This is a genomic window from Microbulbifer elongatus (assembly GCF_021165935.1).
Taxonomy (GTDB): Bacteria; Pseudomonadota; Gammaproteobacteria; order Pseudomonadales; family Cellvibrionaceae; genus Microbulbifer; species Microbulbifer elongatus.
The window spans coordinates 2,485,459-2,511,715 of record NZ_CP088953.1; the positions used below are offsets into that span (position 1 = coordinate 2,485,459).

23 protein-coding genes are annotated in these 26,257 nt (G+C 59.1%); 10 read left to right on the forward strand and 13 right to left on the reverse strand.

All coding sequences use genetic code 11. From position 1 onward, the window contains the following. Position 1 precedes the first annotated feature (1 nt). The 7 genes from LRR79_RS10135 (at position 2) to LRR79_RS10165 (ending at position 7,764) form a co-directional block, all read left to right on the forward strand. Positions 2 to 1,699 (forward strand): hypothetical protein, encoded by a 1,698-nt coding sequence (locus LRR79_RS10135; RefSeq protein WP_231757097.1) that lies wholly within the window; start codon positions 2 to 4, stop codon positions 1,697 to 1,699. 53 nt (positions 1,700 to 1,752) lie between these two features. Continuing rightward, the gene (gene nudC, locus LRR79_RS10140; protein ID WP_231757098.1) at positions 1,753 to 2,574 is read left to right on the forward strand and encodes an NAD(+) diphosphatase; all 822 of its coding nucleotides are present in this window, start codon (positions 1,753 to 1,755) and stop codon (positions 2,572 to 2,574) included. Positions 2,575 to 2,617: 43 nt separating this feature from the next. Next, positions 2,618 to 3,268: a cation/multidrug efflux pump gene (locus LRR79_RS10145; protein WP_231757099.1), complete on the forward strand. Its 651-nt coding sequence runs from the start codon at positions 2,618 to 2,620 to the stop codon at positions 3,266 to 3,268. Positions 3,269 to 3,337: 69 nt separating this feature from the next. Then, positions 3,338 to 4,546, forward strand: coding sequence for a protease SohB (gene sohB, locus LRR79_RS10150; protein WP_231757100.1), 1,209 nt, complete (start codon positions 3,338 to 3,340; stop codon positions 4,544 to 4,546). A 46-nt stretch (positions 4,547 to 4,592) separates the two neighbouring features. Continuing rightward, positions 4,593 to 5,618 carry a YhdH/YhfP family quinone oxidoreductase gene (locus LRR79_RS10155; protein ID WP_231757101.1) on the forward strand — a complete coding sequence of 342 codons (1,026 nt, stop codon included), beginning with the start codon at positions 4,593 to 4,595 and terminating at the stop codon, positions 5,616 to 5,618. Between the two features lie 198 nt (positions 5,619 to 5,816). Beyond that, positions 5,817 to 7,079 carry a patatin-like phospholipase family protein gene (locus tag LRR79_RS10160; RefSeq protein ID WP_231757102.1) on the forward strand — a complete coding sequence of 421 codons (1,263 nt, stop codon included), beginning with the start codon at positions 5,817 to 5,819 and terminating at the stop codon, positions 7,077 to 7,079. Further along, positions 7,060 to 7,764 carry a DUF4919 domain-containing protein gene (locus tag LRR79_RS10165; RefSeq protein WP_231757103.1) on the forward strand — a complete coding sequence of 235 codons (705 nt, stop codon included), beginning with the start codon at positions 7,060 to 7,062 and terminating at the stop codon, positions 7,762 to 7,764. Before LRR79_RS10160 ends, LRR79_RS10165 begins: the two co-directional genes overlap by 20 nt. Before the next feature lie 33 nt (positions 7,765 to 7,797). Here LRR79_RS10165 and LRR79_RS10170 read toward each other — a convergent pair whose 3' ends face one another. The 5 genes from LRR79_RS10170 to LRR79_RS10190 all read right to left on the reverse strand — a co-directional run bounded on the left by LRR79_RS10170 (position 7,798) and on the right by LRR79_RS10190 (position 13,181). After that, the gene (locus tag LRR79_RS10170) at positions 7,798 to 10,095 is read right to left on the reverse strand and encodes an ATP-dependent helicase (RefSeq protein ID WP_231757104.1); all 2,298 of its coding nucleotides are present in this window, start codon (positions 10,093 to 10,095) and stop codon (positions 7,798 to 7,800) included. 67 nt (positions 10,096 to 10,162) lie between these two features. Next, positions 10,163 to 11,896, reverse strand: a complete 1,734-nt coding sequence (locus LRR79_RS10175; protein ID WP_231757105.1) for a SulP family inorganic anion transporter — start codon at positions 11,894 to 11,896, stop codon at positions 10,163 to 10,165. Between the two features lie 84 nt (positions 11,897 to 11,980). Next, complete coding sequence (locus tag LRR79_RS10180; protein ID WP_231757106.1) at positions 11,981 to 12,403, reverse strand: YeeE/YedE family protein; 423 nt, start codon at positions 12,401 to 12,403, stop codon at positions 11,981 to 11,983. Positions 12,404 to 12,407: 4 nt separating this feature from the next. Next, positions 12,408 to 12,857 (reverse strand): YeeE/YedE family protein, encoded by a 450-nt coding sequence (locus LRR79_RS10185; RefSeq protein ID WP_231757107.1) that lies wholly within the window; start codon positions 12,855 to 12,857, stop codon positions 12,408 to 12,410. Between the two features lie 9 nt (positions 12,858 to 12,866). After that, positions 12,867 to 13,181: an ArsR/SmtB family transcription factor gene (locus tag LRR79_RS10190; protein ID WP_231757108.1), complete on the reverse strand. Its 315-nt coding sequence runs from the start codon at positions 13,179 to 13,181 to the stop codon at positions 12,867 to 12,869. 176 nt (positions 13,182 to 13,357) lie between these two features. Here LRR79_RS10190 and LRR79_RS10195 point away from each other — a divergent pair, with 176 nt between their 5' ends. From LRR79_RS10195 to LRR79_RS10205, 3 genes are all read left to right on the forward strand, one after another. Continuing rightward, positions 13,358 to 14,236 carry an MBL fold metallo-hydrolase gene (locus LRR79_RS10195; protein ID WP_231757109.1) on the forward strand — a complete coding sequence of 293 codons (879 nt, stop codon included), beginning with the start codon at positions 13,358 to 13,360 and terminating at the stop codon, positions 14,234 to 14,236. Positions 14,237 to 14,310: 74 nt separating this feature from the next. Then, on the forward strand, positions 14,311 to 14,718 hold the full coding sequence (locus tag LRR79_RS10200; RefSeq protein ID WP_231757110.1) for a TIGR01244 family sulfur transferase: 408 nt from the start codon (positions 14,311 to 14,313) through the stop codon (positions 14,716 to 14,718). A 95-nt stretch (positions 14,719 to 14,813) separates the two neighbouring features. Further along, a complete protein-coding gene (locus LRR79_RS10205; RefSeq protein WP_231757111.1) occupies positions 14,814 to 16,565 on the forward strand; it encodes a SulP family inorganic anion transporter in 1,752 nt (583 codons plus the stop codon). On the opposite strand, the gene LRR79_RS10210 is transcribed toward LRR79_RS10205, so the two are convergent. From LRR79_RS10210 to LRR79_RS10245, 8 genes are all read right to left on the reverse strand, one after another. Further along, entirely contained in the window at positions 16,547 to 17,110 is a 564-nt protein-coding gene (locus tag LRR79_RS10210) for a DUF1415 domain-containing protein (protein ID WP_231757112.1), read from the reverse strand. The two genes, LRR79_RS10205 and LRR79_RS10210, sit on opposite strands and share 19 nt — an antisense overlap. A gap of 16 nt (positions 17,111 to 17,126) precedes the next feature. Further along, a complete protein-coding gene (locus tag LRR79_RS10215) occupies positions 17,127 to 17,675 on the reverse strand; it encodes a DUF2058 domain-containing protein (protein ID WP_231757113.1) in 549 nt (182 codons plus the stop codon). Positions 17,676 to 17,932: 257 nt separating this feature from the next. After that, positions 17,933 to 18,511, reverse strand: a complete 579-nt coding sequence (locus LRR79_RS10220; RefSeq protein ID WP_231757114.1) for a YceI family protein — start codon at positions 18,509 to 18,511, stop codon at positions 17,933 to 17,935. Positions 18,512 to 18,815: 304 nt separating this feature from the next. After that, the gene (gene ahpF / locus LRR79_RS10225; RefSeq protein ID WP_231757115.1) at positions 18,816 to 20,411 is read right to left on the reverse strand and encodes an alkyl hydroperoxide reductase subunit F; all 1,596 of its coding nucleotides are present in this window, start codon (positions 20,409 to 20,411) and stop codon (positions 18,816 to 18,818) included. Between the two features lie 216 nt (positions 20,412 to 20,627). Then, positions 20,628 to 21,194 carry an alkyl hydroperoxide reductase subunit C gene (gene ahpC / locus LRR79_RS10230; protein ID WP_231757116.1) on the reverse strand — a complete coding sequence of 189 codons (567 nt, stop codon included), beginning with the start codon at positions 21,192 to 21,194 and terminating at the stop codon, positions 20,628 to 20,630. A 176-nt stretch (positions 21,195 to 21,370) separates the two neighbouring features. Then, positions 21,371 to 21,955, reverse strand: coding sequence for an exopolysaccharide biosynthesis protein (locus LRR79_RS10235; RefSeq protein WP_231757117.1), 585 nt, complete (start codon positions 21,953 to 21,955; stop codon positions 21,371 to 21,373). 9 nt (positions 21,956 to 21,964) lie between these two features. Continuing rightward, on the reverse strand, positions 21,965 to 25,117 hold the full coding sequence (locus tag LRR79_RS10240) for an efflux RND transporter permease subunit (RefSeq protein WP_231757118.1): 3,153 nt from the start codon (positions 25,115 to 25,117) through the stop codon (positions 21,965 to 21,967). Further along, positions 25,117 to 26,250 (reverse strand): efflux RND transporter periplasmic adaptor subunit, encoded by a 1,134-nt coding sequence (locus LRR79_RS10245; RefSeq protein ID WP_231757119.1) that lies wholly within the window; start codon positions 26,248 to 26,250, stop codon positions 25,117 to 25,119. The genes LRR79_RS10240 and LRR79_RS10245 overlap by 1 nt, the downstream gene beginning before the upstream one ends. Positions 26,251 to 26,257 lie beyond the last annotated feature (7 nt).

Below are 26,257 nucleotides of genomic sequence, written 5' to 3' on the forward strand. Positions count from 1 at the left end.
AATGAATGGATTGCGCGAAATCAACCTGACATCCGTCAGTCTGGTAAAAGACGAGCTGGTTGCGAGTATTGAAGGAGCAACCGGCTACCTGGACCAGTACGCGGCAGATCACGGGGATAAACTGGCGCTGGAAGAATGTATCCAGAGCATGCGTCAGGTGTCTGGTGTGTTGCAGATGGTGCAGTTGAGCGCTGCGGAGCTGCTTGCTCAGGAAATGCTCGCGGCCATGGGTGACCTGCTACAGGATCGCCAGCAGTCGCCTCAGGAGCTGCTGGAAAGCCTCGGTATCGCCTTTTATGTAATGACCCGCTATCTGGACTTTGTCCAGAATCGGGCCGCCCCCCGTCCGGAGCTACTGGTTCCCTATATCAACAGCCTGCGACTGGCGCGCGCCCAGGCGCCGGTGCCCGAGAGCCACTTCCTGCGCTGCCGCCTCGATGCCACCGTGCCGGGAGCGGTGTCGTCTGCGGTGATGTCCGAGGACCTCAAAACCTTTGTGCGCCGCTTCCGTCACATGTACCAGGTGGGCTTGCTCGCGCTGCTGAAAGGAAAGCCCCGCGGCCCCGCCTATACCATGATGGCGCGCGCACTGCAGCGGATTGCCAGTGTGTGTGCCGGGCGTCCCAATGGCAAACTCTGGTCCGTCGCGGGCACCGCGATTGCCGCAATGGCAAGCCGCGAGATGCTGATCAACCGGCAGCGGGTGATGGTCTTCAGTATGCTGGACCGTCGCCTGCGCAATATCTGCCGCGACGGCGATGCGGCACTGGATCAGCCGGCCCCCCCTGTGTTGATCAAGGAGTGCCTCTACTGGCTGGCCCTGGCGGGGCCGTCCGGACAGGGAGAAAAAATGCTGCAGGTGTTCGGAGTCCGCCCGCTGGCCTATCGCGAGCCGGAGCTGGAGCGGGATCGTGCGAGCCTCGGTGGCCCCGGCGCCACGGCGATCGCCGCGGTAGCCGGTGCACTGGAAGAAGAGCTTTCCGGTGTGCGGCGTCTGCTGGACGATGCAGAAATGGTCGGTATGACTGGTCTGGATGACGAGGGCGGGCTGGTAGAAACCCTGCGGCGGATCTCCAACACCCTCATTCTGCTCAATTTTCGTCGCATTGGTGAAAATCTCGGCGGCTCTCTCACTGCCTACCAGAATTGTGCGCAGGTGGGTGGTCGCGCAGCGGACAATGCGCTGCAGCAGCTGACAAACCAGATTCTAACCGTGGACAGTGCGATCCGGGCCATGCGCCAGCGTTCCACCATCGAGCTGGATGAGAGCGGCCAGGCGGATATTGCCCTTGAGCGCAGTCAGCTCGAAGAGGCGGAGCTCGCGGTGCTCAAAGAAGCGGAAGCCGGGCTCTCTCTGATCAAACGGGCGCTGGGTTCCTATGCGGATTCCGGGTTCGATCACGGTCATATCCGCAATGTGTCCACCACATTGAACAGTGTGCGCGGCGGTATGGTGGTGTTGAGTCTCAGCCGGGCGGCAGCGGTGGTGGAGCGGCTGACCCATTTTGTGGATGCGGTAATCGATCAGAAGACCGTGTCCCCGGGGATAGAGCAGTCCCTGGAGATATTTGCTGATGCCATCATCAGTCTGGAATATTACCTCGGTGAGGTGAAGCTGCACCGGCAAGTGGATATGCAGTCCCTGGACCTGGCTGTGGAAAGTCTCGAGGCGCTCGGGTACCCGGTAGAGGTTGCCTGAACCCGGGCGCTGGTGCAGTCTTGGTGTAATGATCCAAGTACAGAATTCTCTGCATGTCTGATTTCAGCCCCGCGGCGAGCGTATTTCCCCACCCGGAATTTCACTGGCATATTGTGGTTTCCCATGGAGAAGTCCTGTGTGGTGCACAGGGGCCGCTCCACCGGTCCCTGCCGGTTCATGAACTAGCCGCAGACGATGCCCTGTCCAGCACGCATTATCTGGGTGAATGGGCGGGCAAGCCCTGTGCCGTTCATTACCTGCCTTTCCGCGTAGCGTTGCCCGGCTGTGATTGGCGAGGCCTGCGCACATTCCTGGGGACCGTCAGTGAGCCCCTGTTTTTTCTGATCGGGCGTGCCATGCAGGTGGTCAATTGGGATCTCGACCATCGCTACTGTGGCCGTTGTGGGCGGCACACAACCTACCACGCGAGGGATCGGGCTCGGGTCTGCAGTAGCTGCAATTTCAACGTATACCCGCGCATTTCCCCCTGTGTCATCATGTTGCTGGTGCGTGGGGATGAGTGTCTTCTGGCCCGTCACACTCACCATCGTCACGCCCTATATACCGCACTGGCCGGGTTTATTGAGCCCGGTGAAAACGCAGAGCAGGCCCTCGCCAGAGAGGCGCGTGAAGAAGTGGGGCTGGAGGTCGGGATGGGGCCGGAGCAGCTGCACTATGTCGGTACCCAATCCTGGCCATTTCCCGGGCAATTAATGATTGGCTACCTTGCCGAGGTAACCGGCGGGACCCTGCGGCCGGACCAGGAAGAGATCATGGAAGCGCACTGGTTCCACAAATCGCAAATCCCTCAGGCAATTCCGCCCGCGGAAACGCTTTCGGGGCAATTGATCCGAACGTTTGTTGGGCAGCGCTGAAACGGTTCCACCACAGGCGCAGCCCGTGAATGAGGCTAAAACAATGTATATCGCTATAACCTTTGCCATTGCCTTTGTGGCACTTTTACTGGTTTTCTGGGGTGGGAAGGTGTTGCTGCGCGGCAACTGGCTGATGGGCTTTCTGCGCGGTTCGGTCGGGCTGCTGTTGCTTGTGGGGGCTCTGTTGATCGTGCTGCTGGCATTGGATGTCTATAGTTATCGCAACCTCGGAGACGAGCACAGCGTGGGCACGGTTTCCTTTGAGCGTCTGGGCAACCAGCACTACATGGTGAAATTCGCCGACGAAGATGGTATTTCCCAGGAATTCGAGCTCTACGGGGACCAGTGGCAGCTCGATGCCCGTATGCTCAAGTGGAAGGGGGTACTCGCACGCTGGGGTATTGAGCCCGCCTACCGGCTGGATCGGCTGAGTGGCCGCTACCTGACATTGCAGGACGAGCGCAACAAGGCGCGCTCTGTTTATGCGCTGGAACAGAGTAACCACGGTGTAGACCTGTGGAATTTTCTGCGGGAAATGGATAATCGCGTGCCCATGGTGGATGCGGTTTATGGAAGTGCTACCTTCCTGCCCATGCAGGACGGTGCTGTGTACGAGGTCCGGATCAGCCATACCGGGTTGCTGGCACGGCCGCTGAATCAGCAGGCAGAATCTGCACTGAACGAGTGGCAATAAACGGGAAGTGCCACAGATTGAACGTTGCCGCAGTTGATGTCACTGCGGGAAAGAAAAAGAGAGGATTGAGTGGAATTTCTGAGTGAATACGGATTATTTCTGGCCAAGGTCGTCACCATTGTGTTGGCACTGCTGTTGGTGATCGGATTTATAGTGGCCAACCGCGCGCAACTGAAAGATCGCCAGCCCGGCCACATCGCGGTGACCTATCTGAACGACCGCTACGACGACATGAAAGAGTCTCTGCTGGAAGCGGTAATGGACGATGCGGATTACGCAGAGCGGAAAAAACAGCAGGAAAAAGAAAAAAAAGCGGAAGCCAAAGCGCAGGCAAAGCAACGTAAAGCCGAATTGAAGGCACAGGCGAAATCGCGCAAAGGGCAGGGTAAGAAGCGTGAATCGGCAGAAGCCGCGGTGCCCGAGCAGGCGGAAGCCGATGCGGAAACCGGGGCTGCCGCCCTCGAAGGTGAAGTGGAGACTGCCGGTGATGGTTCCCGGGAGGCAGAAGGGGCCAAGTGCAAGCGTCTGTTTGTGGTGCATTTCGATGGCGATATCAAGGCCAGTGCACTGTCCAATTTGCGCGAAGAAATCACCGCGATTCTGCAGATTGCGGGTAAGAAAGATGAAGTCGTTGTGTGCCTGGAAAGCCCCGGTGGCATGGTGGCCAACTACGGACTCGCCGCCAGCCAACTGGCGCGCGTGCGCAGCGCCGGTGTGCACCTGACCATTGTGGTCGACAAGGTGGCGGCGAGTGGTGGGTATATGATGGCCTGTGTGGCGGACCGCATTCTCGCGGCGCCCTTCGCGATGCTGGGCTCCATCGGTGTGGTTGCTCAGTTGCCGAACTTTCACCGCCTGCTGCAGCGGAACGATGTGGATTTTGAACTGTTTACCGCGGGTGAATACAAGCGCACGGTGACCATGTTCGGTGAGAACACTGAGGAAGGCAAAGAGAAATTCCAGGCCGATCTGGAAGAGATTCACACCCTGTTCCAGCACTTTGTGCAGGAATTTCGTCCGCAGCTGGATATTGCCAAGGTTGCCACGGGCGAAGTCTGGTTCGGGCAGCGCGCACTCGATCTCGCACTGGTTGATGAATTGAAAACCTCCGACGAGTATCTCACTGCTCGGGCGGCGAATGCCGACCTGTATCAGGTGGAATATAAAGAGCGACAGAATATCGCACGCAAGATGGGAATCGCTGCACAGCTGGGCGTCGAAAGTGCCTTTTCTCGCCTGTTTACACGGCTCGAAGCCTGGCGTCATCAGGCCCAGTAAGTATTTCCTGGGGCTGGCATTTTCAGTGGATAAGGAAGTGGCGGGAATGGCTGCTGAACAACAGAACAATACGGATCAGTGTTACCGGGCCATGCTGGTAGAAGAGGTGGCCGCGGGAAAGTACGACCAGAATATCGTACAGCGCCCGATGAGCGACTTGCCCGACAATCCGGTGCGGATTGCGGTTTCCCATTCGTCCCTGAACTACAAGGACGCGCTGTCTGCCTTTGGCAATCGCGCCATCACTCGCGAGTATCCTCACACTCCGGGTATAGATGCCGCGGGCACCGTCATCCGGGATGACAGCGGTACGCTGCAAGCGGGGACGCGGGTACTGGTAACCGGCTACGATCTGGGTATGAACACCCCGGGAGGCTTTGCTGAGCGCATTTCCGTGCCGGCGCAATGGGTGGCGCCCCTGCCGGATGGTCTGTCCCTGCGCGAATCGATGATTCTGGGAACCGCTGGCCTGACAGCGGCGCTCTGTGTTGAAAAGTTGCTGGAAGCGGGGGCAAAACCCGAAGATGGCGAGGTGTTGGTGACCGGTGCTACCGGGGGCGTCGGCTCCATCGCCGTGGCGCTTCTGGCCAAGTTGGGCTTCCGTGTGGCGGCAGTTACCGGCAAGCTCGAATCCGCCGAGTTTCTCACCGCACTTGGCGCCTGGAAGGTTCTCGACCGTGAGACCCTGGCCCCCTTCGCCAACAAGGCTATCGCCAAGCCGCTGTGGGCCTGGGCGGTGGATACCGTTGGCGGCGAGACGCTGTTCAATGTGATCAAGTGTCTCAAATACAGTGGTGGTGTCGCGGCCTGTGGTATGGCCTCCGGTGCCCAGTTCCAGGCCAATGTTTTCCCCTTTATTCTGCGCGGTATCAGCCTGCTGGGGGTGGACAGCGTGGAGCTGCCACTGCAGAAAAAGGTTGATGTCTGGCAGAAGCTGGCGGGATCCTGGTATATCGGTGAGCAACTGGAGCGGATTGCCGAAGATATCTCGCTCGAACAGGCGCCGGAATTCCTGGCTCGACTGCACCGCGGTCACGGCATCGGCCGCTATGTGGTCGATATGACCCGGTGACGCAGCTTCAGTCAGTTTTGTGACCCTGCGCGCACATTTTTGTTTTGCGCGCCGGTCCGCGGGACCGGCGGCCGCAGGCGCTGCTATCCTCAGCTGCTATGCTAAATAGCCACAATAAATTTAAACTGGGATAGATTGACGAGTTATTGGTCAATCATGAAAGAAATTTCCTAACTCCTGTTGATCTGGTAGCAAACTTTGTCGGTCAATAATCCGGTACCCCCCATCACACATGATTCTGGCGCCCTGATTCTCTCCGGTGGTGGCGCCCGCGCGGCCTATCAGGTTGGCGTGTTGAAAGCGCTGGCGGAGCTGGCGCCGGACAGTGAACCGCATCCGTTCAAGATCATCTGTGGTACTTCTGCCGGGGCGGTCAACGCACTGGTGCTGGCGACTCACCCGGGGACCTTCAAAGAGGCGGTGGCGCGCCTGTGTGATCTGTGGATGGGGCTGTCTGTCGACCGTATCTACCGCAGTCACTTCACCAGTCTGCTGGGCAATATGTTTACCATTACCCGGTCCCTGTTCAATCAGGGGATGGCCCGGCACAAGCCCCTGGCGTTACTGGATAATCGCCCGCTGCGGGAGCTGGTCACTGAGGTGGTGCCATTTGGCAATATCCAGCGCAACATCGACGCAGGGCGTCTGCGGGCCGTCAGCGTCAATGCCATGTCATACAGCGAAGGGGAATCGGTCAGTTTCTTTCAGGGCTGTGACGAGTTGCAGGAATGGCGTCGCTTTCGCCGCTGTGGTGAGCGCACCCAGCTCACCGTCGATCACTTGATGGCGTCAGCGGCAATCCCCACACTGTTTCCGTCGGTCAAAATTGGCGATGCGTATTTTGGCGACGGTGCGGTGCGCCAGTTGGCGCCGATCAGCCCGGCCTTGCACCTGGGGGCGAGTCGGGTGTTTGTGGTGGGTGTGTCAGATAACCGTTCGCCGGTACACTGGGGTAAGCACCGCAAGCCTCCCCGGCACTCCCCGTCGATTGCACAAATTGGCGGCCAGTTGTTCAACGCTGCATTTATTGACAGCCTGGAAGGGGATCTTGAGCATCTCGACAGGGTCAATTTACTGTTGAAGTCGGTGGATGAAAAAGTCCTGCCAGATCTCGCGCCTCTGCGCGCAGTGGAGTCCGCGGTGATCGAGCCGAGCCAGAGTCTGGACCGTATTGCCGGGCGCAAGGTGCGTTATCTGCCGCCAACATTGCGTTGGCTGTTTCGCTCTACCGGTGCAACCACTTCCGGTGGCGGAGCCTCGGCGGCCAGTTATCTGCTGTTTGAAAAACCTTATCTCGGTGAATTGCTGGAGTTAGGGTATCAGGATGCGATGTGGGAGCGGGAAACCCTGAAGGAGTTCCTGCGGCCGCGCACCCAGCTGGTGGAAAGCCAGCAAAAAAGTCTGTTTGGTTTACGGGTAAAACCCGCAACGGAAGCTTCCAATGATAATTCCTCGAACTGATTTATGTTTCTCAATCCAGACCCGCAGCCTGGCCCGGTTTGCTGCCGCGGTGTCGCTGGCGGTGCTGCTGGCCGCCTGTAGTGGCCAGGGGACGCAGCAGGGTGGGTCGAGTCCGGGCTTGCGAGCACAGAACCAGAGTGAGTACCAGATGCTGCTGGAAGAGGCGCGTCAGTTGAGTTTTACACTGGATTTTGATCGTCTGCGCAAGGCCTATGTGGCGTCATCGGAATACAACCCCTACGGTGGCATGAAGCTGAAAGGGCTGCCGGAAGCCTACAGTTCGGTAGAGCAGGCGGACTTCACCAGCTGTCTGCGCAATGTCGACAAGGTGCTGGCGTATAACTATATGAGTCTTGAGGCCCATATGATCGGTGTGGTGTGCAGTGGGCAGGCGGGGGAGTACGAGCGTGAGGATCTGCATCGCTACATGGTGGAAGGCTTGATGACCTCCATTGAAAACAGTGGCGATGGTAAAAGCCAGGAGAGTGCATTTCTGACCATCAGCACATCCGAGTTGCGTGGCTTTGTTCGGCTGAAGGGGCTGCAGGTTCTGGATCAGTCTATTGTCTACGACAAGCAGGGCATCTACGACAAAATGCAGGTGCGCGATCCGGAGTCCGGCGAGGAATACCCGCTGTTTTTCAATGTCAGCCAGCAGTTCGCGCACTCCACGGAAGCGGAATAAGCGGGCGTCAGGCTGCCCGCTGCCCCGGCGGAGTCAGCACAAGTGTTGTGACAGCTTGTCCCAGTCAAAGCGGCGGGTCTGGCGATCACTAAACAGGATCTCCACCCGCGCGTCCTCCCACTTTATGACTCGCCCGTAGCCCAGCTTCTGGTGCTGTATCCCATCTCCCACCGCAGGTTTCTTCACCGTCGCCTGCGGTGCATTGATGTCCGGGTTGTAATCGCACGCTGCCAGATAGCGCAGTGCCAGCCGCGTAATCGGCACTTTGGTGTCGATGTTTTCCGGTCGCTCCTGCAAGGCGCTCGCCAGTAAATCACTCAGCGGCAAATGCATTTCATCCAGAAACAGTGAGGGTTTCTGTTCGGTCTCCGCAGGATGGCCCGGGGCTTTGTTATTGCTCTCTGTTGGCGGTGGTGGTGTGAGCAGGAACAGGTGTTTGCGTGCACGGGTCATGGCTACGTACATCAGGCGGCGTTCGCTCTCGACAGAGGCTGGGGTGGAAAAATCCCGCTGCGGCTGGTATGGCATATTGTGGGTGGTAAGCCCGGGAATAATGACCTGATCCCACTCCAGCCCCTTGGCCTGGTGCATGGTCGTGATCTGAATGCGAGCGCGTTTTTCGTTCGGTACTTCTGCGCCGTCGGTGAGTGTGGCCGCGTCTACGTTTTCCTGGGCGCTCTCGTTCTGATGCTGCTCTTGCAGTTGTTGCAGGTGAGACAGCGCTTCCTGTGGCGTCAGGCGCAATTGGTCGAGGTACTGGATAAAGGCCAGTATGGTCTGCTGTTTTTCTTCTGCCTGTTGCCGATTGAATGCATCTTCGGCAATGCCGCTCAGAAAATCCAGTTCGCCCAGTTGCCGTCGCACCAGCTCCCCGGCCGTACCGCGCCAGTGTTCCACCTGTTGCAGCAGTTCTGCCCGTTGTCGCAGCCGTTTACTCTGGGGCTGGCTCAGGGACTCCGGCATCAGGGTGAGCAGCGTTTTACCCCAGTCTTTCTCCAGTCGGGCAAGCCTCTCGCAGAGAGGTTCCAGAACCGCGCGGGCGATGCGTACATGTGGAGCCGTAAGCCACTCATAGAGTCCCCTGGCGCGGCGTGTCACGGGCAGGTCGCGAAACCGGCCGGCAGCGATATTCAGGCTCCAGAACAGTGGTCGTAACTCCCGACGTGAGAGTACGGTGTTGCGACTGCCGGAGCGGTAGGGAATATTGTTGGCCAGCAGGGCCAGTTCCAGCGGTGCCGCGAGGGACCAGAGTCTGACCAGTACCGCGATACTCCCTAGGTCGACGCCTTCCTTGCGACAGCGGCGAATGTGCTCCACCAGCCACTTCCCTTCATTGGCGGCACTGACCTGCTGAATGCGGGTTGTGGCCTCGGGGTTGCCGGAAACGCAGAAAATATCTGCGCGCTCGCGGTTATTCTGAATAAAGTGGTTGGCTGCCAGTGACAGTGTGTGTCCATAGCGGAAGGTACGGCTCAGACGATATACATTGGACGGCGGGAAGTCCCCATCGAACAGACGCAGTAGAAATTCCGGTCGCGAGCCTCGCCATTCGTAAATGGTCTGATCCGGATCGCCGATGGCAATGACGTTACCGGATTTACCGTAGAAGACCCGCAGCAGGAGGTGTTGGACTTCGTTGATGTCCTGGTATTCATCGACCAGCAGTTCCTGGTAAAAACTGCCGTAAGTTTCGGCCATTTCCGGGTTGAGTTTCAGTTGCATGGCGGGATCGTACAGCAGGTCCGCGTAGGTCACTGCCTGCTGCTCGCGACGCCAGTCCTCAAAGTGGCGGAACACCTTCAGAAAGTACCGGTACTCATCCCCCAGTCGGAGACGGTCGAAAGCGCTGAGGTCGCCGTCCAGTGTGGTTTTGGTGAAATCAATAAAGAATTCCGCCGCCTCTGTCTCAGATTGTTTGCGCGCGCGGATATCTTCCAGTTCCGCCGGGGGGGCGCAGGCTTCGATGGCTTTCCATATCTGCAGTTGCACCAGCGACTGGGGCAGAGGAGAGAGGTTGGCCTGCGGCAGCTGCCCTCGGGCGATCATGCGCTGGTACAGGCGATAGCCGAGGCTATGAAAAGTGTTTACCACCGGACTGTTCTGGCCACAGAGTGCCTGCAGGCGGCTACTGAAGTCTTCCCGGGCGCTGCGGTTGTACATCACCACCAGAATCCGGCGGGGGTCAGTTCCCGCGTTCAACCGGTTCTGAATGTAGTGCAGGAGCGCCGTGGTTTTTCCGGAGCCGGCCACCGCGATAATCTTTGCGTGGCCGCCGGGATGGTTGGCAATGGCCTGTTGCTCTTCCGTGAGCTGTGCTGGGTTGCCTGACATGGATTCGAGTACCGCCAAAAAAGAGTACTGGATATATTGCCAGTATCCGGGTGGCGGGTACAAGTCTTTATGCCGGCTCCTCTGGTATGGGCTCTCCTTCATCGCCGTGCCGCAGCGCCAGTTCGGCAATATACGACGACAGGAAGATGCGGCCGGTCAGTTTTTCCAGCAGTTTTGAGCGGCTCAAGCGATCGAGCACCGGCCCTTTTACCTCGGAAAGGTGCAGGCGGATATTGCGGTTTCTCAGGTCCTTGTTGATCTGGTGCAGGCGCTCTAGTGCGGTGCCATCGATGCGGCTCACCGATGACAGAATCAGCACCAGCTCGCGGGTCGCCGGGTGGCGTTTCAGTTCGCTCAGGAGGCGGTCCTCCACGGCGCTGATATTGCTGAAGAAGAGGCTCTCATCAATGCGCAGAAATAGAATTTCCTCCTGGGTTTCCACGTCGTGGCGCAACACATTGCGGAAATGTTCTGTGCCCGGGACGCGCCCGACCACCGCAATATGCGGCCGGCTGCTGCGCCAGATCAGAGTGGCGAAGGAGAGGCCAATGCCCAGCGCGATGCCGACTTCCACCCCGAAAAGCAGCACTCCGATAAACGTGCACAGCATGGCAATGCCATCGGTGCGATCGTAGCGCCAGTTATGAATAAAGCCGCGGAAATCGAACAGGCTGGCGGCGGCCACAATAATGATCGCAGCCAGAACCGTCAGTGGCAGAACGCTGAATAGCCTGGTCAGGTACAGCAGCACTGGAATCATCAGCAGCGCCGCCAGCACGCCGGCCAGGGGGGAGACAGCGCCGGCCTCGGCATTGACCGCGGTGCGGGAAAAGCTGCCTGCGACCGGCAGGCCTCCAGACAGCCCGCTGGTGATATTGGCGGCACCCAGACCGAGAAGCTCCCCGTCGGCATTGAGGCGCTCTCCGCGCCGGGCGGCCAGCGCCTGGGCGATGGAAAGACTTTCCACAAAGGTGAGCAGGGCGATGATCAGCGCGGGTAGCAATAGCTGAAAGACCAGGTGCCCATTCCAGTCGGGGATCACGATCTCGGGTAACCCGGCGGGGATGTCACCGACAATGTCCAGTTCATCACTGAGGGCGAGCCAGTGCACCAGGCCGATGGCGCAGAGCACCAGCAACATGGGCATCAGCCGGGCGCCCAGCCGTGCCAGTTGTTTGGGCGCACCGAGGCGAAACAGCAGCATGGGTAGCCAGATGCGGCTGAATATCAGGATGGCGGCGGTGGCAACGCCAAATACCATGGTGGGCAGGTGGGCCTGTGGCAGGTGTTCCAGTACATGCAGCAGTTTGACCGAGGCCGTTTCCCCATCCGCTTCGACCCCGAGCAACGCAGGTAGTTGGCCTACGATAATCAGCGCCGCAGCACCGGACACAAACCCGTTGATCACCGGGTGGCTCAGCAGGTTGGACAGGGCCCCCAGTTTGAACAGTCCCATGGCGAACAGAAATAGGCCGCTCAACAGGGTGAGTACCACTGCAGCGCCGATATATTCGGGGCTGCCGACGGCGGCGAGAGGACTGAGTGCGGAAACTGTCATCAGCGAGAGGACGGCGGCGGGACCAACGGACATGGCGCTACTGCTGCCAAAGGCAGCATAGGCAATCAGTGGGACCAGGCTGGCGTAGAGCCCCACATGGGGCGGCAGCCCGGCCAGCAACGCATAGGCCAGCCCCTGAGGGACCAGCAGCATACCCGACACCAGTGCCGCGGTCAGATCAGAAAGGAGCCACTGGCGGCGATAGTTTCGCAGCCAGAAGGGTATCAGTCGGTTTGCCCGCATGGGTTGTGCAGTCTTGCTCCGGAGGGCGCATGAATTCCATCAGCATAGCCCCTGCCATCTGGAAGAGGCCAGTGCCATCTACGCTCAGTGGGTGCGCTGCTCCAGAATGCGAAAGAAGAACATCCCGGCCAGCATGGCGAGCACAAATACCGCCGCACCCGGCTGCAGTGCGCCGGTAGCGACAATGCCTGGTCCCGGGCAGAAACCGGCAAGTCCCCAGCCAACTCCGAAAGCCAGGCTGCCGAGAACCAGGCGCCTGTCGAGGGAGCGTTTGGTGGGCAGGTGTATCTCCCCTCCGAGCAGTGCGCGCTCGCGCTTTCTGGCCAGTGTAAACACGGGCAGGCCGACCGCAATGGCGCCCCCCATTACCAGCGCCAGGGAAGGGTCCCAGGCACCGAACAGGTCGAGAAACCCGAGTACCTTTTCCGGGTTGGCCATTCCTGAAAGCAGCAAGCCGACACTGAAGATCAGCCCGGAAGCAAATGCGGATACCGTTACTCTATTCATGGCGTCAGGCTCCCAGCAGGTGGCGCGCGATAAAAACAGTGGCGAAGCCGCCGCACATAAACGTCAAGGTGGCAGCCAGCGACCTGGGCGACAGTCGCGACAATCCGCAAACACCGTGGCCGCTGGTACATCCGGCTGCATAGCGGGTGCCGAGCCCCACCAGCAGGCCGGCCGCAACCAGCACCGGGTAGCTGGCATTGATTTCAATGGGGGGTAATACATAAAACAGTGCCCAGACCCCGGGGCCTGCGAGAAGGCCGAGGATAAAGGCGAGCTGCCAGCCGTGATTGCGTCGCTCTTGAGGCCCGCGCTCGCGGTTTACAAGTCCGCCGAGAATCCCGGAAATTCCAGCGATACGGCCGTTTGCGAGGATCAACCAGGCGCTGGCCAGCCCGATCAGCACCCCGCCGGCGAGGGCGGATATGGGGGTAAATGCATTCCAGTCGATGGTCATGGTGGCGAGTTACTCCGCGCAGTACAGTTGATACAAAGTTTGTAACAGGGTCAGTACCTTCTGGTCAGCCACCCGGTAGTACACCCGCTTGCCTTGCTTGCGTGTGGCGACCAGACCCTCCCGACGCAATACACCCAGCTGCTGAGACAGGCTCGGTTGGCGGATATCCAGTCGTTCCTCCAGCTCTCCAACGCTCAGTTCCTCTTCACACAGCTGGCAGAGCAAGAGCAGACGATCCTGATTGCCCAGCGAGCGCAGGAGTTGCGAAGCTTCCCCTGCGGCGGCACGCATTCTGTCGAGCTGTAGGTCACTTGGTTCCGGCATTCTTGGTGTTCCGCTTGGTGATTCAGGCTGGGGTGCGGCTAAGTGCACGCCGTATGAGGTGCCGGGCAGCCACGGTAAACTGTTACGAAAAAAATAATATATTGAAAAGTATATTGTTGGAATATATATTTCTCCTGGTTATTGATATATTCCTGGATGGTCTATGAGGCGCTGACATGGTTACCGCAGATCCCTGTCCACTCGTGCAACCGTTTCTCGATGATGACACCGAGACATGGAGCTATGTGGTCTATGACCGGGCCGGTGGCAGTGCCGCGGTCATTGATGCGGTTCTTGACTTTGACCAGGCATCCGGGCGTACCAGCACCGACGGCGCCCAGAGAATGGTTGAGTTCGTGCGCGACAAGGATCTGACCGTGGAATGGATCCTGGAGACCCATGCCCACGCCGACCACCTGTCTGCGGCGCCGTTCATTCGCGAGCAGCTGGGGGGCAAGATCGCCATCGGCGATCAGATTCGCCAGGTGCAGGGTATCTTCCGTGAGGTGTTCAATCTGGAAAAAACCTTCCTGGTAGACGGCTCCCAGTTCGATCACCTGTTCCATGACGGCGATATCTTCAAAATCGGTGATCTGGAAGCCCGGGTCATCTATGTTCCCGGGCACACCCCGGCGGACATGGCATGGTTGATTGGCGATGCGCTGTTTGTAGGCGATACCCTGTTTCTGCCGGACGTGGGCAGCGCACGCTGCGATTTCCCTGGTGGCGATGCCCGTACTCTGTATCAGTCGGTCCAGAAGCTGCTGTCACTTCCGGAGGAGACCCGCATGTTCATGTGCCACGACTATCCCCCCAATGGGGTCCGCGGGCACGAATGTGAAACCACCGTGGGGGCGCAAAAGCGCGAGAATATTCATCTGCACCAGGGGGTGACAGAGGAGGAGTTTGTAAAAATGCGCAGTGCCCGCGATGCCACTTTGGGCATGCCACGACTGATTCTGCCCTCTATCCAGGTCAACATTCGCGCGGGCCAGATGCCACCGGCAGAAGACAACGGCACCGTGTACCTGAAAGTGCCCGTCGACAGGTTGTAACGCGCGGGTTTCGTCTGTTTACAGATATTCATCTTACATCGCAGCCATCGATCGCATTAATTGAGGATACGCATATGGAGCGCAAGACACTGGACTCTCAGGTAAGCATTTCCGCAGAGCCCGCCCTCGCGGAGTTTGCCGCGTTGGCCGAGCAGGGGGTGGAAGTGGTCGTATGCAATCGGCCGGAAAACGAGGCGGAAGATAATCCCAGTTTCGCCGAGCTCGAAAACGCGGTCTCTGATGCCGGCATGACATTTGTCGCCATCCCGTTTTCCCGAGGGCAGATGCAGCCCCAGCACAGTGAAGCCTTTGCCGAGCTATTGCGCAGCGGCAAAAAAGTGCATGCGTTCTGCCGTACCGGTAACCGCTCCTGCAATCTCTGGGCAGCGGCCAGCTGCCTGAATGGAGCAGAGAAACCGCAGTTGCAGCAGGCGGCGCAGAAGGCGGGGTTCGATATCAGCGGAGTGCTGGTGACCTACTGATCGGGTCCGGCAGTCATTGAAAAATCAAGGATGCGAAAGCAGGTATTGAGGAGCGAGCCGGTGAATCAGGTATTTGATCGCAGTGCGGAGCTGGTGTGGTACCTTTCCTGAACCACACTGTTCCGGCTACGCAGTGGCTGCGCGAATATTCTCTGGGCACCCTGCAGCGGGATCTGTTGGCGGCGGTTGTCGTCACCATCATGCTGATTCCGCAATCCCTTGCCTACGCCCTACTGGCTGGTGTTCCGGCCGAAGTGGGGCTTTACGCTAGTATTGCGCCGCTGATGGTTTATGCGCTGTTCGGCAGCAGCCGCACTCTGTCTGTAGGGCCTGTGGCGGTGGCCTCGCTGATGAGTGCCACAGCCCTGAGTCAGGTGGCCGCGCAGAACACGGCGGATTATCTGCTGGCGGCGACGCTACTGGCGCTATTGTCGGGCCTGTTCCTATTACTGCTGGGGGTGCTGCGTCTCGGTTTTCTCGCCAACTTCCTTTCTCACCCGGTCATTTCCGGGTTTATCACCGCCTCGGGAATCCTGATAGCGTTCAGTCAGCTCAAGCATCTGACGGGTGTCACTGCCCAGGGAGACAGCCTGCCGGAGCTGCTTCTGTCGATGCTCGCCGGTGCAGAGAGCATCAATCCATATTCGCTCTTACTGGGCGCGGCGGTAATCATATTCCTGATCTGGTCGCGCGGTGCGGCAGCGCGGTTTCTACAGTACTTTTCGCTGTCGGAGAATACCGCGGCAATGTTGGTAAAAGCCGCGCCGATCATTGGCGTGATCGCAACCATACTGATCGCCAGCGGTTGGGATCTTGAAGGGAAGGGAGTGAAACTGGTGGGGGCAATCCCCAGTGGCCTGCCACAGCTGGTATGGCCCAGTTTCACGTTGGAGTTGATCCAGCAGCTGCTGATGCCCGCCATCATGATTTCCATTATCGGCTATGTGGAGTCGATTTCGGTTGGAAAAACCCTGGCGGTCAGACGCCGGCAGAAAATCGATATGAACCGGGAATTGATCGGTCTGGGGGCGGCGAACTTGGCTTCGGGCTTCTCCGGCGGTTTTCCGGTCACCGGGGGATTCTCCCGTTCGGTGGTCAACTTCGATGCCGGTGCAGAAACCCAGATGGCGAGTGTATTCACTGCTTTCGGGATAGCGCTTGCGGCCATGTTTCTTACCCCGTTTCTTTATTACCTACCCAAGGCAACTCTGGCGGCGACCATTATTGTCGCCGTGTTATCCCTGGTGGATTTCTCCATTCTGAAAAAGACCTGGCACTATGCCCCCAGGGATTTCGTCGCGGTATTGACCACCATTGTGGTGACCCTGCTGTTTGGGGTAGAGGCGGGGGTGTCCTGTGGTGTGCTGGCCTCGATCGTGCTGTTCCTGTACCGCACCTCCAGGCCGCATATTGCGGAAGTGGGACTGGTTGAAGGTACCGAGCATTTTCGCAATATCCAGCGGCATCAGGTGCACACCCTGCCGCAGATCCTGAGCATCCGCATGGATGAAAGCCTGATGTTTTCCAATGCGGCGTTTCTGGAAGACCGGATGTACGCCGACATCGCCGGGACACCGGAAGTGAGACACGTCATTCTGGTGTGCAGTGCGGTCAACGAAATCGACTGGAGCGCTCTGGAAACTCTCGAATCCATCAACGCGCGACTGCGGGCCGCTGGAATCTACTTTCACCTGTCCGAGGTCAAAGGGCCCGTGATGGATGCGTTGTCGAGGAGTGGTTTTGTACAGCGCTTGTCAGGGGAGATATTCTTTACCCAGTATCAGGCCTTTACGACATTGAGTGAAACTCTGGGTAGCGGTCCGCCCGCTCAGTGGGAGAACAGATAGGGGAACAGTCGCTTCCTTTCCGCATCCGTGAGCGACTCTACCCGCAGGATATTGTTGTGGGGAATAGACTCCGGATCCGGATAATTTTTCAGTCCGCGTTCCAGGCTCGCTTCCCGCAGAATATGCAAAATAGGGTAGGGGGCGCGGTTGGTAAGGTTCTCCGCATCGTCCGGTTGTGTGTCGGCAAACTGGTAGTGGGGGTGAAAACTGGCGATCTGGTAGATGCCCTCATAACCCTGCCGCTTGAGCAGCCACTCGGCATCGTCGAGGAAAAAGTTGTAATCGTGAAAGTCCTGCAGCTGGGTGGGCAGGATCAGCAGGGTGGTTTCCACCTCTTCTTCCGTGCAGCGGTCCAGTACCTGAAATTCCTGCAGTAACTCCTCCAGCAAAATTTCCGTGCACTTTTCCGCGGCGGCGTCGCTCACCACGTAACGGATCTGCCCGGCGCGCAGCGGCTTGCGGGCAAAGGGGCACAGGTTCAGCCCCACCACGACCTCATTCAGCCACTGCTCGACCTGGGCGATAACTGGATCGCTGTCTGTCATCTCACTGAGCGTCCGCTTACCACATCAGGTCATCGGGGATTTCATAGCCCGCATAGGGGTCGTCTTCGTCCGGTGCTGCACTGCTGTTTTCCGGTGGCTGCACCACCATGGCGGGATTGCGCTCGGCAATCTTTTCGGCCACGACCTTGGGCACCAGCTCGAACTGTTCGCCCTCACCGACGATCAGTAGCCGGCCTGCGATCAGGTGGTCCTGCACCGCGGCGGAGACATAGATTTTTTTGACTTTCTTGTCGAAGGTAAAGTGGTAGGCAATATCGTCTTTACCGTTGGCGCCCTTGGGCTGCTTGTTGCGCTCGATCAGCTGTTTGACCTGGGCCTGGATCGCCTTCTCCTGAGCGGCCGCCTCACGCTGGGCATTCAGTTCCCGGTCTTTGGCCACCTTGGCTGCACGGGCCTGCTCCGCTGCCAGTTTGGCCTCGTCCACCTGACCTTCGCCAGATTTCTTGGCCACTTTGTTCTGTTTGCGCTTTTCTTTGCTGATTTGCTTGGCTTTCTTGCCGTCTACCAGACCTGCCTTGAGCAGTTGATCCTGGAGTGATGCCATGGGGGTCTACCTGATGGGAACGTTCAGGCGGGAATTCTAGCGGATTTTGGTTGGGGATCGCAGTAGGGAAACTGCTATTGCGATGGTGGGTAATGTGATTATGTGGGCTTGAAGGTGGCTCTGCCGGTACAGGCTTGCAAGACCTTCCGCGAGAGGGACCTCGCGGAAGAGCCCCCATGGATGGGTTCACGGCGTGTATTGCAAGCCTGTACCGGCAGAGTCACCGCCACAAAACTTAATTTATGGCGATGAACTTACTATTTCTGCTCAAACACCAGACTGGTAGTCACCGGCACCATCGGGCTGATGCTATCCAGGCCAGCCACTTCGCGCAGCTTCTCGATACCTTCGAGCAGCTTGTAATCACCGGCATTGAGCAGAATGGGCGCCTTGGTGGTGACCAGCAGGCTGCCGCCTTCCAGACCGGTAACATGAAGCTTGGCCTTGTGGGTTTTGGACTCGCCGTGGATCGCGACAGTAACATCCGCGTTCACCGACATGGTCTGACCGGGCTTCAGGGCCTTCAGTTTCGCGGCATCCACACTGGTGGAAACTGTCGCCTCGGCGAATTTCGCCGTCTCGAAGAGCATTTTCTGCATCCGCTCGTTGCGGATCGGGATGTTGGTCTCCACGCTGGCCAGGTCGATGGTCACTTCCGCCTTACCCTCGTCGGAAATGGCACCGCTCACGCTCTTGAAAAAGTGGGTCTCGGCAATGGTGCTTTTTTTGACGGATACGAAATTGACACTGGAGTCATCACCGGCCAGCTGCCAGTCAGCGAACGCGGAAACGGGCAGAGCAAGTAGGGATGCCAGGGCAATGGACTTTAAAGTCATGGTGATTCTCCTGTTTCAGACTCGGTAGTGAGACCGGGGTTTAATCCATACACAGACTGTGTCGACCAGAATCGACCAATCGGTTTCAGGTGAGAAACATTATCAGTCACTGTGGTTACTGGCCAGTGAAAGTCAGCGAATAGTAGTAAAAACTGCAAAGAAAAAAAGCCGGCTAGGGCCGGCTAAAGGTTGAGGATGGTTCCCAGTGGGGGATGGGAGGGGTTCCCATCGGGGAGAGGCCGGGCGCCGCTGGGAGGCCAGCGCCCGGTGTTGCGATATCGCGCCGAGGCAGGTGTGGCGCCACTCAGCTCGCCAGTGACAGCGACGCATTCGCTGTCGCGGCATTTTCATCCGGTACCGAATGGCGGATCAGGTGATCAAAGGCGCCCAGGGCGGCGGTAGCGCCGGCACCCATGGAGATCACAATCTGTTTGTAGGGCACGGTGGTAGCGTCCCCCGCGGCGAACACACCGGGTACGGACGTGGCACCGCGGCTGTCGATCACAATTTCACCAACTCGGTTCATTTCCACGCCGCTGCCCTTCAGAAACTCGGTGTTGGGTACCAGGCCGATCTGCACAAATACTCCCGCCAGTTCCAGCTTCCTGCGCTCACCGCTGACGCGGTCGGTGTATTGCAGGCCGTTGACCTTGCTGCCGTCGCCGAGCACTTCGGTGGTCTGGGCGTTGGTGATGATGTCCACATTCGGCATGGAGCGCGCCTTGCGTACCAGTACCTCGTCAGCGCGCAAGGTGTCGGCAAATTCCAGCACCGTGACCTGCTTGACGATACCGGCGAGATCAATGGCCGCTTCGATACCGGAGTTGCCGCCGCCGATCACCGCCACGTGCTTGCCCTTGAAGAAGGGGCCGTCACAGTGCGGACAGTAAGCCACGCCACGGGTTTTGTATTCCGCTTCACCAGGGACTCCCAGCTCGCGCCAGCGGGCACCGGTGGCCAGCACCACGGACTTACTGGCCAGGGTAGCGCCGCTCTCCATTTGCAGCTCGATCAACTGTTTTCGTTGAAGGTCGGCCGCCCGCTGCCCGGTAATGATGTCCACACCGTACTCTTTCACGTGCTGCTCGAGGCTGGCGGCCAGCTTCGGGCCTTCGGTGTAGGGCACGGAAATAAAGTTTTCGATACCCACGGTATCCATGACCTGGCCACCGAAGCGCTCCGCCACCAGAGCGGTGCGAATGCCTTTGCGCGCGGCATAGATCGCCGCTGCGGCACCGGCGGGGCCGCCACCGAGCACCAGTACGTCGTAGGGCTCGCGCCTGTTCAACTCTTCCGCTTTGCGGGCCTCGGCACCGGTGTCGATCTTTGCCACGATTTCTTCCAGGCCCATGCGGCCCTGGCCGAAGTGTTCACCGTTCAGGTAGACCGCGGGCACCGCCATGATCTGGCGCTCGTCCACTTCGTCCTGGAACAGGGCACCGTCGATCATTTCGTGAGTGATGTTCGGGTTCAGGTTTGCCATCAGGTTCAGTGCCTGGACCACGTCCGGGCAATTCTGGCAAGACAGTGAAATATAGGTTTCAAAGTGGAATTCACCTTGGATATTGCGAATCTGCTCCAGCAGTTCCGGATCCGCTTTGGACGGGTGGCCGCCGGCCTGCAGGAGGGCGAGCACCAGGGAGGTGAATTCGTGTCCCATGGGGATGCCGGCGAAACTGACGCGCGGGGCTTCTCCGGCGGGCGCGATGGCCATGCTCGGGGTGCGCTTGCGGCTCTCCTGTTGCAGCTCAATTTGGCTGGAGAGGCCGGCGATTTCGCTGGCGAGGTTGTTCAGTTCAACAGCCTTGGGGCTGCTGTCGGCGGACACACTGATCTGGATCGGAGTGACGATATTCTGCAGATAGGTGTCCAATTGTTTCTTTACGTTTGCGTCCAACATCGGTGTGTCCTGAAATTCGGGTATTTATCAGAGGTTGTGGTGAAGGCGCCGATGCCGGGTGCTCTCTTGTGAGACCTTCCGCGAGAGGGACCTCGCGGAAGAGCCCCCAGGGATGGGTTCACGGCGTGTCTCACAAGAGAGCACCCGGTAGCGGCGGCGCCACTGAACTCTATTCAGAGCTCTGAATTGTTGCGGGCCGAAGCCCGCTGTGGATGGTTAGATCTTGCCAACAAGATCCAGAGACGGTGCCAGAGTTTCTTCACCTTCTTTCCACTTGGCCGGGCAGACTTCACCCGGATGGGCGGCGACGTACTGGGCGGCTTTGATCTTGCGCAGCAGGTCCTGGGCGTCGCGGCCAATACCGCCGGCGTTGATCTCAACGATCTGAATACGGCCTTCCGGGTCGATCACGAAGGTACCGCGGTCTGCGATGCCTTCTTCCTCGATCATCACACCGAAGTTGCGGGTGATGGTGCCGGTGGGGTCGCCGATCATCGGGAATTGAATCTTGCCGATGGTGTCGGAAGTGTCGTGCCACGCTTTGTGGGTGAAGTGGGTGTCGGTGGAGACGGAGTAGATCTCAACGCCCAGCTTCTGGAATTCGGCGTAGTTGTCCGCCAGGTCGCCCAGCTCGGTGGGGCACACGAAGGTGAAGTCCGCCGGGTAGAAGAAGACCACAGACCACTTGCCTTTCAGGTCCGCGTCAGACACATCGAAGAAGTCACCAGACTGGTAAGCCTTGGCGTTGAACGGTTTGATTTCGCTGTTGATGTAGTTAGCCATGGTATTTCCTTATCTCCTGAGAGAATGTTTGCCCGTTGTTTCAGGTATCTGTTTCGGGCGTGGGTTATCGGGTACGGGGGAAATACTATTGGATCGCTGCTTCTGATAAAAATTATTGATTTTAATGGGTGTGATTGCCCTGCGCTATCTGTGTATTGGTTTTGATAGCCTGATCGTCAAAAGAAGTAATGGGGGATCAACGCCAGGGCACTGCCGGTGAGTGCAAACGCCAGCAGCTCCAGGGCACCGTCGCGGGCGACCAGTGCCAGGCCGAAGGTAATCAGCGCAAGACCCGCCAGGGAGGCGGAGAAGGGGATGATTTCCATCACCGGTAGCAGCAGCGCGATGATGCAGCAGATACCCGCCGTAGCGAGGCTGCCGGCGCGATACACCATGATGCCAAGCCGTGGACGTAACAACCGGTCCAGGTGCTCCGCCGGTTTTTCGATCCAGTCCAGACCACGCACCAGGGGCTTTTTGGGAATGGTGCGGCTGAGCAGCCACTGTGGCAGCCACAAGTGATGGCGCAGCATCAGCATCTGGGTACTGATCAACAGCAGCAGGATACCCATCAGGGTAGGTACGCCGGGAATGCCGGACAGCGGGGAGAACAGGATCAGGCCGGCGAGGAGGATCACCGGTGCAAAGGACCGGTCGCCCAGGGCGTCGAGCACCTTATCCAGGGTAATCTTGCCACTGCACTCGGTCAGCGCCTCCAGCTGCTCTACCAGCTGACTGAGATTTCGAATCCTGTCTGTCATAGGGAAAGGCTACGCCTCGTCCGGTGCATGTGTGTGGCGCTGGTGCCACTCCAGTACAAATGCCGTCAGGGACGGCAGCATTGTCAGTGTCACCAGCGTGGCTCCAATGATACCCGCCATTACAATCACGCCCACTCCTCGGTAGAGTTCGGTACCGGCACCCGGTAGAAAGACCAGTGGCGCAAGTCCAAAGATGGTGGTCAGGGTGGATATGGCGATGGGGCGCAGGCGGGAATCCACTGCTTCCTGCACCGCTTCTACGGCGCTCATACCGTCTTCCTTCACGTTGGCGATGGCGCGGTGCACGATCAGGATCGGGTTGTTGACCACGGTACCCATCAAAATCAGAAAACCCAGCATGGAGATCATATCGAACGGCTGGTGAACCCCCTCAAATCCCACGCTGCGCAGCAGGGTTCCGGCGAGGTTGAGCAGAGCCAGCCCGGCAATGCCACCGGCAATACCCAGTGGAATGGTGGTCATGATCAGCAGTGGATACCCCCAGTGGGAAAAGATCGCCACCATCAGCAGATAGATAATGGCCAGGGCCACCACATAGTTACTCCCCAGAGAGGCGCGGGTTGCGTCCAGCTGATCTGCAGCGCCGGAGATATTCATCGACACGCCGAGGGGCACCTGGCCGTTATCCCGCAGGTACTGGACCAGCTCTGTGCGCACGGCTTCCACGCCGGTTTCCAGAGCCACTGAACGGGGCGGGATGATATTCAGCGTGACGGTACGGCGGCCATCGATTCGTCGCACCGTGGCCGTGTCCACGGTTTCCTGAATCCGCGCCAGCTCGGACAGCGGCAACACTGCGCCGGTGGGGGTGTACACAAAAATCTGTTCCAGCGTCTCCACCGTCGCTTCCGGCCCCTGCCGGTTGTACAGATAGATATCCACCTTGTCGTCGTCCATGAAAAATTCGTTGACGAAAGCGCCGTCGGTCAGGGCTGCCACCGCGAAGCCAATGTCTTCCGCGCTCATGCCCACTTCTGCGGCACGGGCCCAGCGGGGCTTTACTTCCAGCAGTGGCTGGGCCAGAGACAGGCTGGCGGGGCGGGTCTGGATATTGGGGTTGTCGAAAATCTGCTGCGCGCGGCTGTAGGCGGTGCGGGCAACCTGGTAGAGATCGGCGAGATTGGCCCCGGAAATATCCAGGTTCACGCTGCGGGTGCCGCCATCGTTACTGCTGATGATGGAGCCTCGGGTGGCGAAGGCGCGCATGCCGGGGTACTGCTCGTATTGTTTGACGATGATCGTCATCAGCTCGTCGATGTGCCGTGGATCCTTGGTTTCCGCAATGATACGCAGGCTCTGCGGGGATACGCTGATGATAAAGAACTTCATCGGTGGCACTGCGGCGTCGCCGCGATCGAATGCCTCCGGTGCCGGGTCCAGATAGGGCAGAAAGAATGCCTGCAGCTCCAGCGCGATCTCTTTCATGGTGGCGAGGTTGTAGCCGGGCGGGGCATTCATGCTGGCAAAGGTTTTTGCCTCCTCGCCCTCGGGCAGATATTCCGCCGGGGGCGTCAGCAACAGGACAATGGCAAGGCTTGCGGTAACGGTCACTCCGATACAGTACAGACGGCGCGCGGGCGCGGCGAGCAGCCAGTGGATGCGGCGAACCACGCCTCGGCGCACCCGGCTGTGGGTCAGATGATCGGCGGTGGTGCCGTCAAATCTCAGGCGCGCGCTGGCGGTGGGGATGACCGTGATGGCCACCAGCATGGAAACGAGAATGGACGCGGAAATGGCGATGGCAATGTCAGAGTACAGTTGCCCCGCTTCTTCTGCGATAAATACCACCGGCAAAAATACCATTACCGTGGTCAGTGTGGATGCCAGCACCGCCGGCCAGACTTTTTTTACGCCGCTGATGGCCGACTGTAACCGGTCCAATCCCCGTCGGCGTTCGAGCTCAATGCTTTCCAGCACCACAATACTATTGTCCAGTGTCATGCCGATGGAGAAGGCCACGCCGGCGAGGGAGATCACGTTGATGGTGCGCCCGGCGATCAGCAGGCCGATAAAGGCGGCAATGGTACAGATGGGAATACCGACCACGCCGAGTGCGGTTGCCCGCAGGGAGCGCAGGAAGGCGTACATGATGGCGGTGGCCAGTGCCGCGCCGAGAGCCAGGTTTTTCCATACATTGAATACGGAGGACTCTACATAGCCCACATCGTCCGCGGTGAGGGACAGATGCATACCCTGGGGTTCCAGTAACTCCCGATTGATCTGTGCCACCTCTCGGAGCATGGCGCGCTTGATATCAATGACATTGGAGCCGCTTTCCCGGCGCACGGAGAGAAAAATCACCGACTGACCATTGACGAAAGCACTGCTGCGGATCTTGAAGTGGTCCAGGGTGATCTCGGCGACGTCTTCCAGATACACGATACCGTCACCGTCCCGCCGCAGTATCAGCGCGCGAAGCTCTTCCAGATCCTTGAAGCGCCCCAGGGTTCGCAGCAGGTAGCGGCGCTTTCCACTTTCGACTTCGCCCCCGGAGATATCGCGATTGCGCGCATTGATCACCGCGCGCACCTGCGCAAGGGTCAGATTGCGCTCGGCCAGCCGTTCCGGTTTCAGGCGGATCTGGATCTGTCGCTCGGCACCGCCACCCACATCCACCTGAGCCACACCCGCCACCCCCGACATACGCGGTCGCACATTGTCTTCGACGAAATCACGCAGCATATCCATATCCAGCCCATGCGGATTGCCGGGTAGGGGGGACACACGAAAATACATAAAGGCATTGGAGGAAAAAGACGTGGCATAAACCCGGGGCTCGTCCACATTTTCCGGGTAGGAAGGCACCTGGGTGAGGGCGTTGTTGACCCGGATCTGGGTTTCCAGAATATCCACCCCAAATGGAAATTCCAGCTCGATCTCCGCAGAGCCGAGATCCGCGGTGGATTGCAGTTCCTGGAGATAGGGAATGTTGCGCAGGTATTCCTCTTGCTCGATCAGGATTTCCTTTTCGATATCCTGTGGTGTGGCGCCGGGCCAGCTGGTGCGGATGGAGATGGTGCGCACTTCCAGGTCGGGGATCATCTGCACGGGGATACGAAATGCCGCGACCAGGCCGAGGATGGCGATGATCAACACGGATACGGTTACCAGAATACCGTTTTTGATGATCTGCTCGAACATCAGTGACTGCCTGCGGTCTTCGGTGTTCCTGCCCGTTTCAATATCACGCGCTGCCGGGGTTGCAGGCTCTCATTGCCGCGCACGATGACGGGCTGGCCTGCATTGATTCCCTCGGTGATTTCGATCATGCCGTTGAAGCTGAGTCCGGTTGAGACCTGCTGCTCGGTTACGGTGGTGACAGCTCCCCAGCGGCTGTCGCGGGCGGCCACCCATAGGGTGATACGGCCGTCGGGGTAGCGCAGGACGGCATCCCGCGGCACCGCGATCCCCTCGCGATCTTGCTTCAGGTGCAATACCGCGGACGCGGACATGCCCGGGATAATCGAAGGGGGGTTGCCCGCGCGCTGCTGTTGGACGGTGGTGCGTAGTAGAAAGGTGCGGCTGCCACTGCGGCTCACCGGAATGCGATGCTCCACCCGGGCGCTCAGTGTCTCGCCGTTGTCGAGGGTCAGGCGTAGGCCGGTGTCGGGCCGGATACGGGAATAGTAGCGCTGCGGGACCTGGAAGTCGGCGCGGAGTGTTTGCGTATCCACCAGTTCAAACAGGGCAGTGCCCGGTTCGACCCATTCCCCTACGTCCACCTCCCGCAGACTCACGGTGCCGTTGAAGGGGGCGGCAATCTGGTGTCGGCGGAGCAGGGCACCCAGGCGCTCACTCTCTACCTGGGCTGCCTGCAATTGGGCACTGCGTTCGCGCACTTCGGAACTGAGGCTTTCCACTTCTGTTTCCGCCACGTGGTTGTCGCCCACCAGCCGCTGTAATTCCGCCAGACGTCGCCGGCTGTCTGCCAAGGTTTCCCGCACCCGCGCGACTTCCGCAAGGGCTGCGTCACGGTCGAGGCGGCTGAGCTCCGGGTCGAGGGTAACCAGCAACGCCCCTTGCTCTACCCGGTCGCCAATATCCGCGTGAATTGTCTGAATCATACCCGCCACCTCCGCGGACAGCAGGGACTGCCGCAAGGGATTGATGGTGCCGGTGACCGGCACCTCCTCGATCAGTGGCTGCGCCCGCGCGACTACCGCCTCTACCGTGATGGCGGCGGTCTCGGATGCCTTCTCGTCACCTGTCGGCTGTGCCCACAGCGGGGACAGTGCGACGAAGAGGGTAATGGGCAGGAATCGGATTAGCCGCATGGAGGCG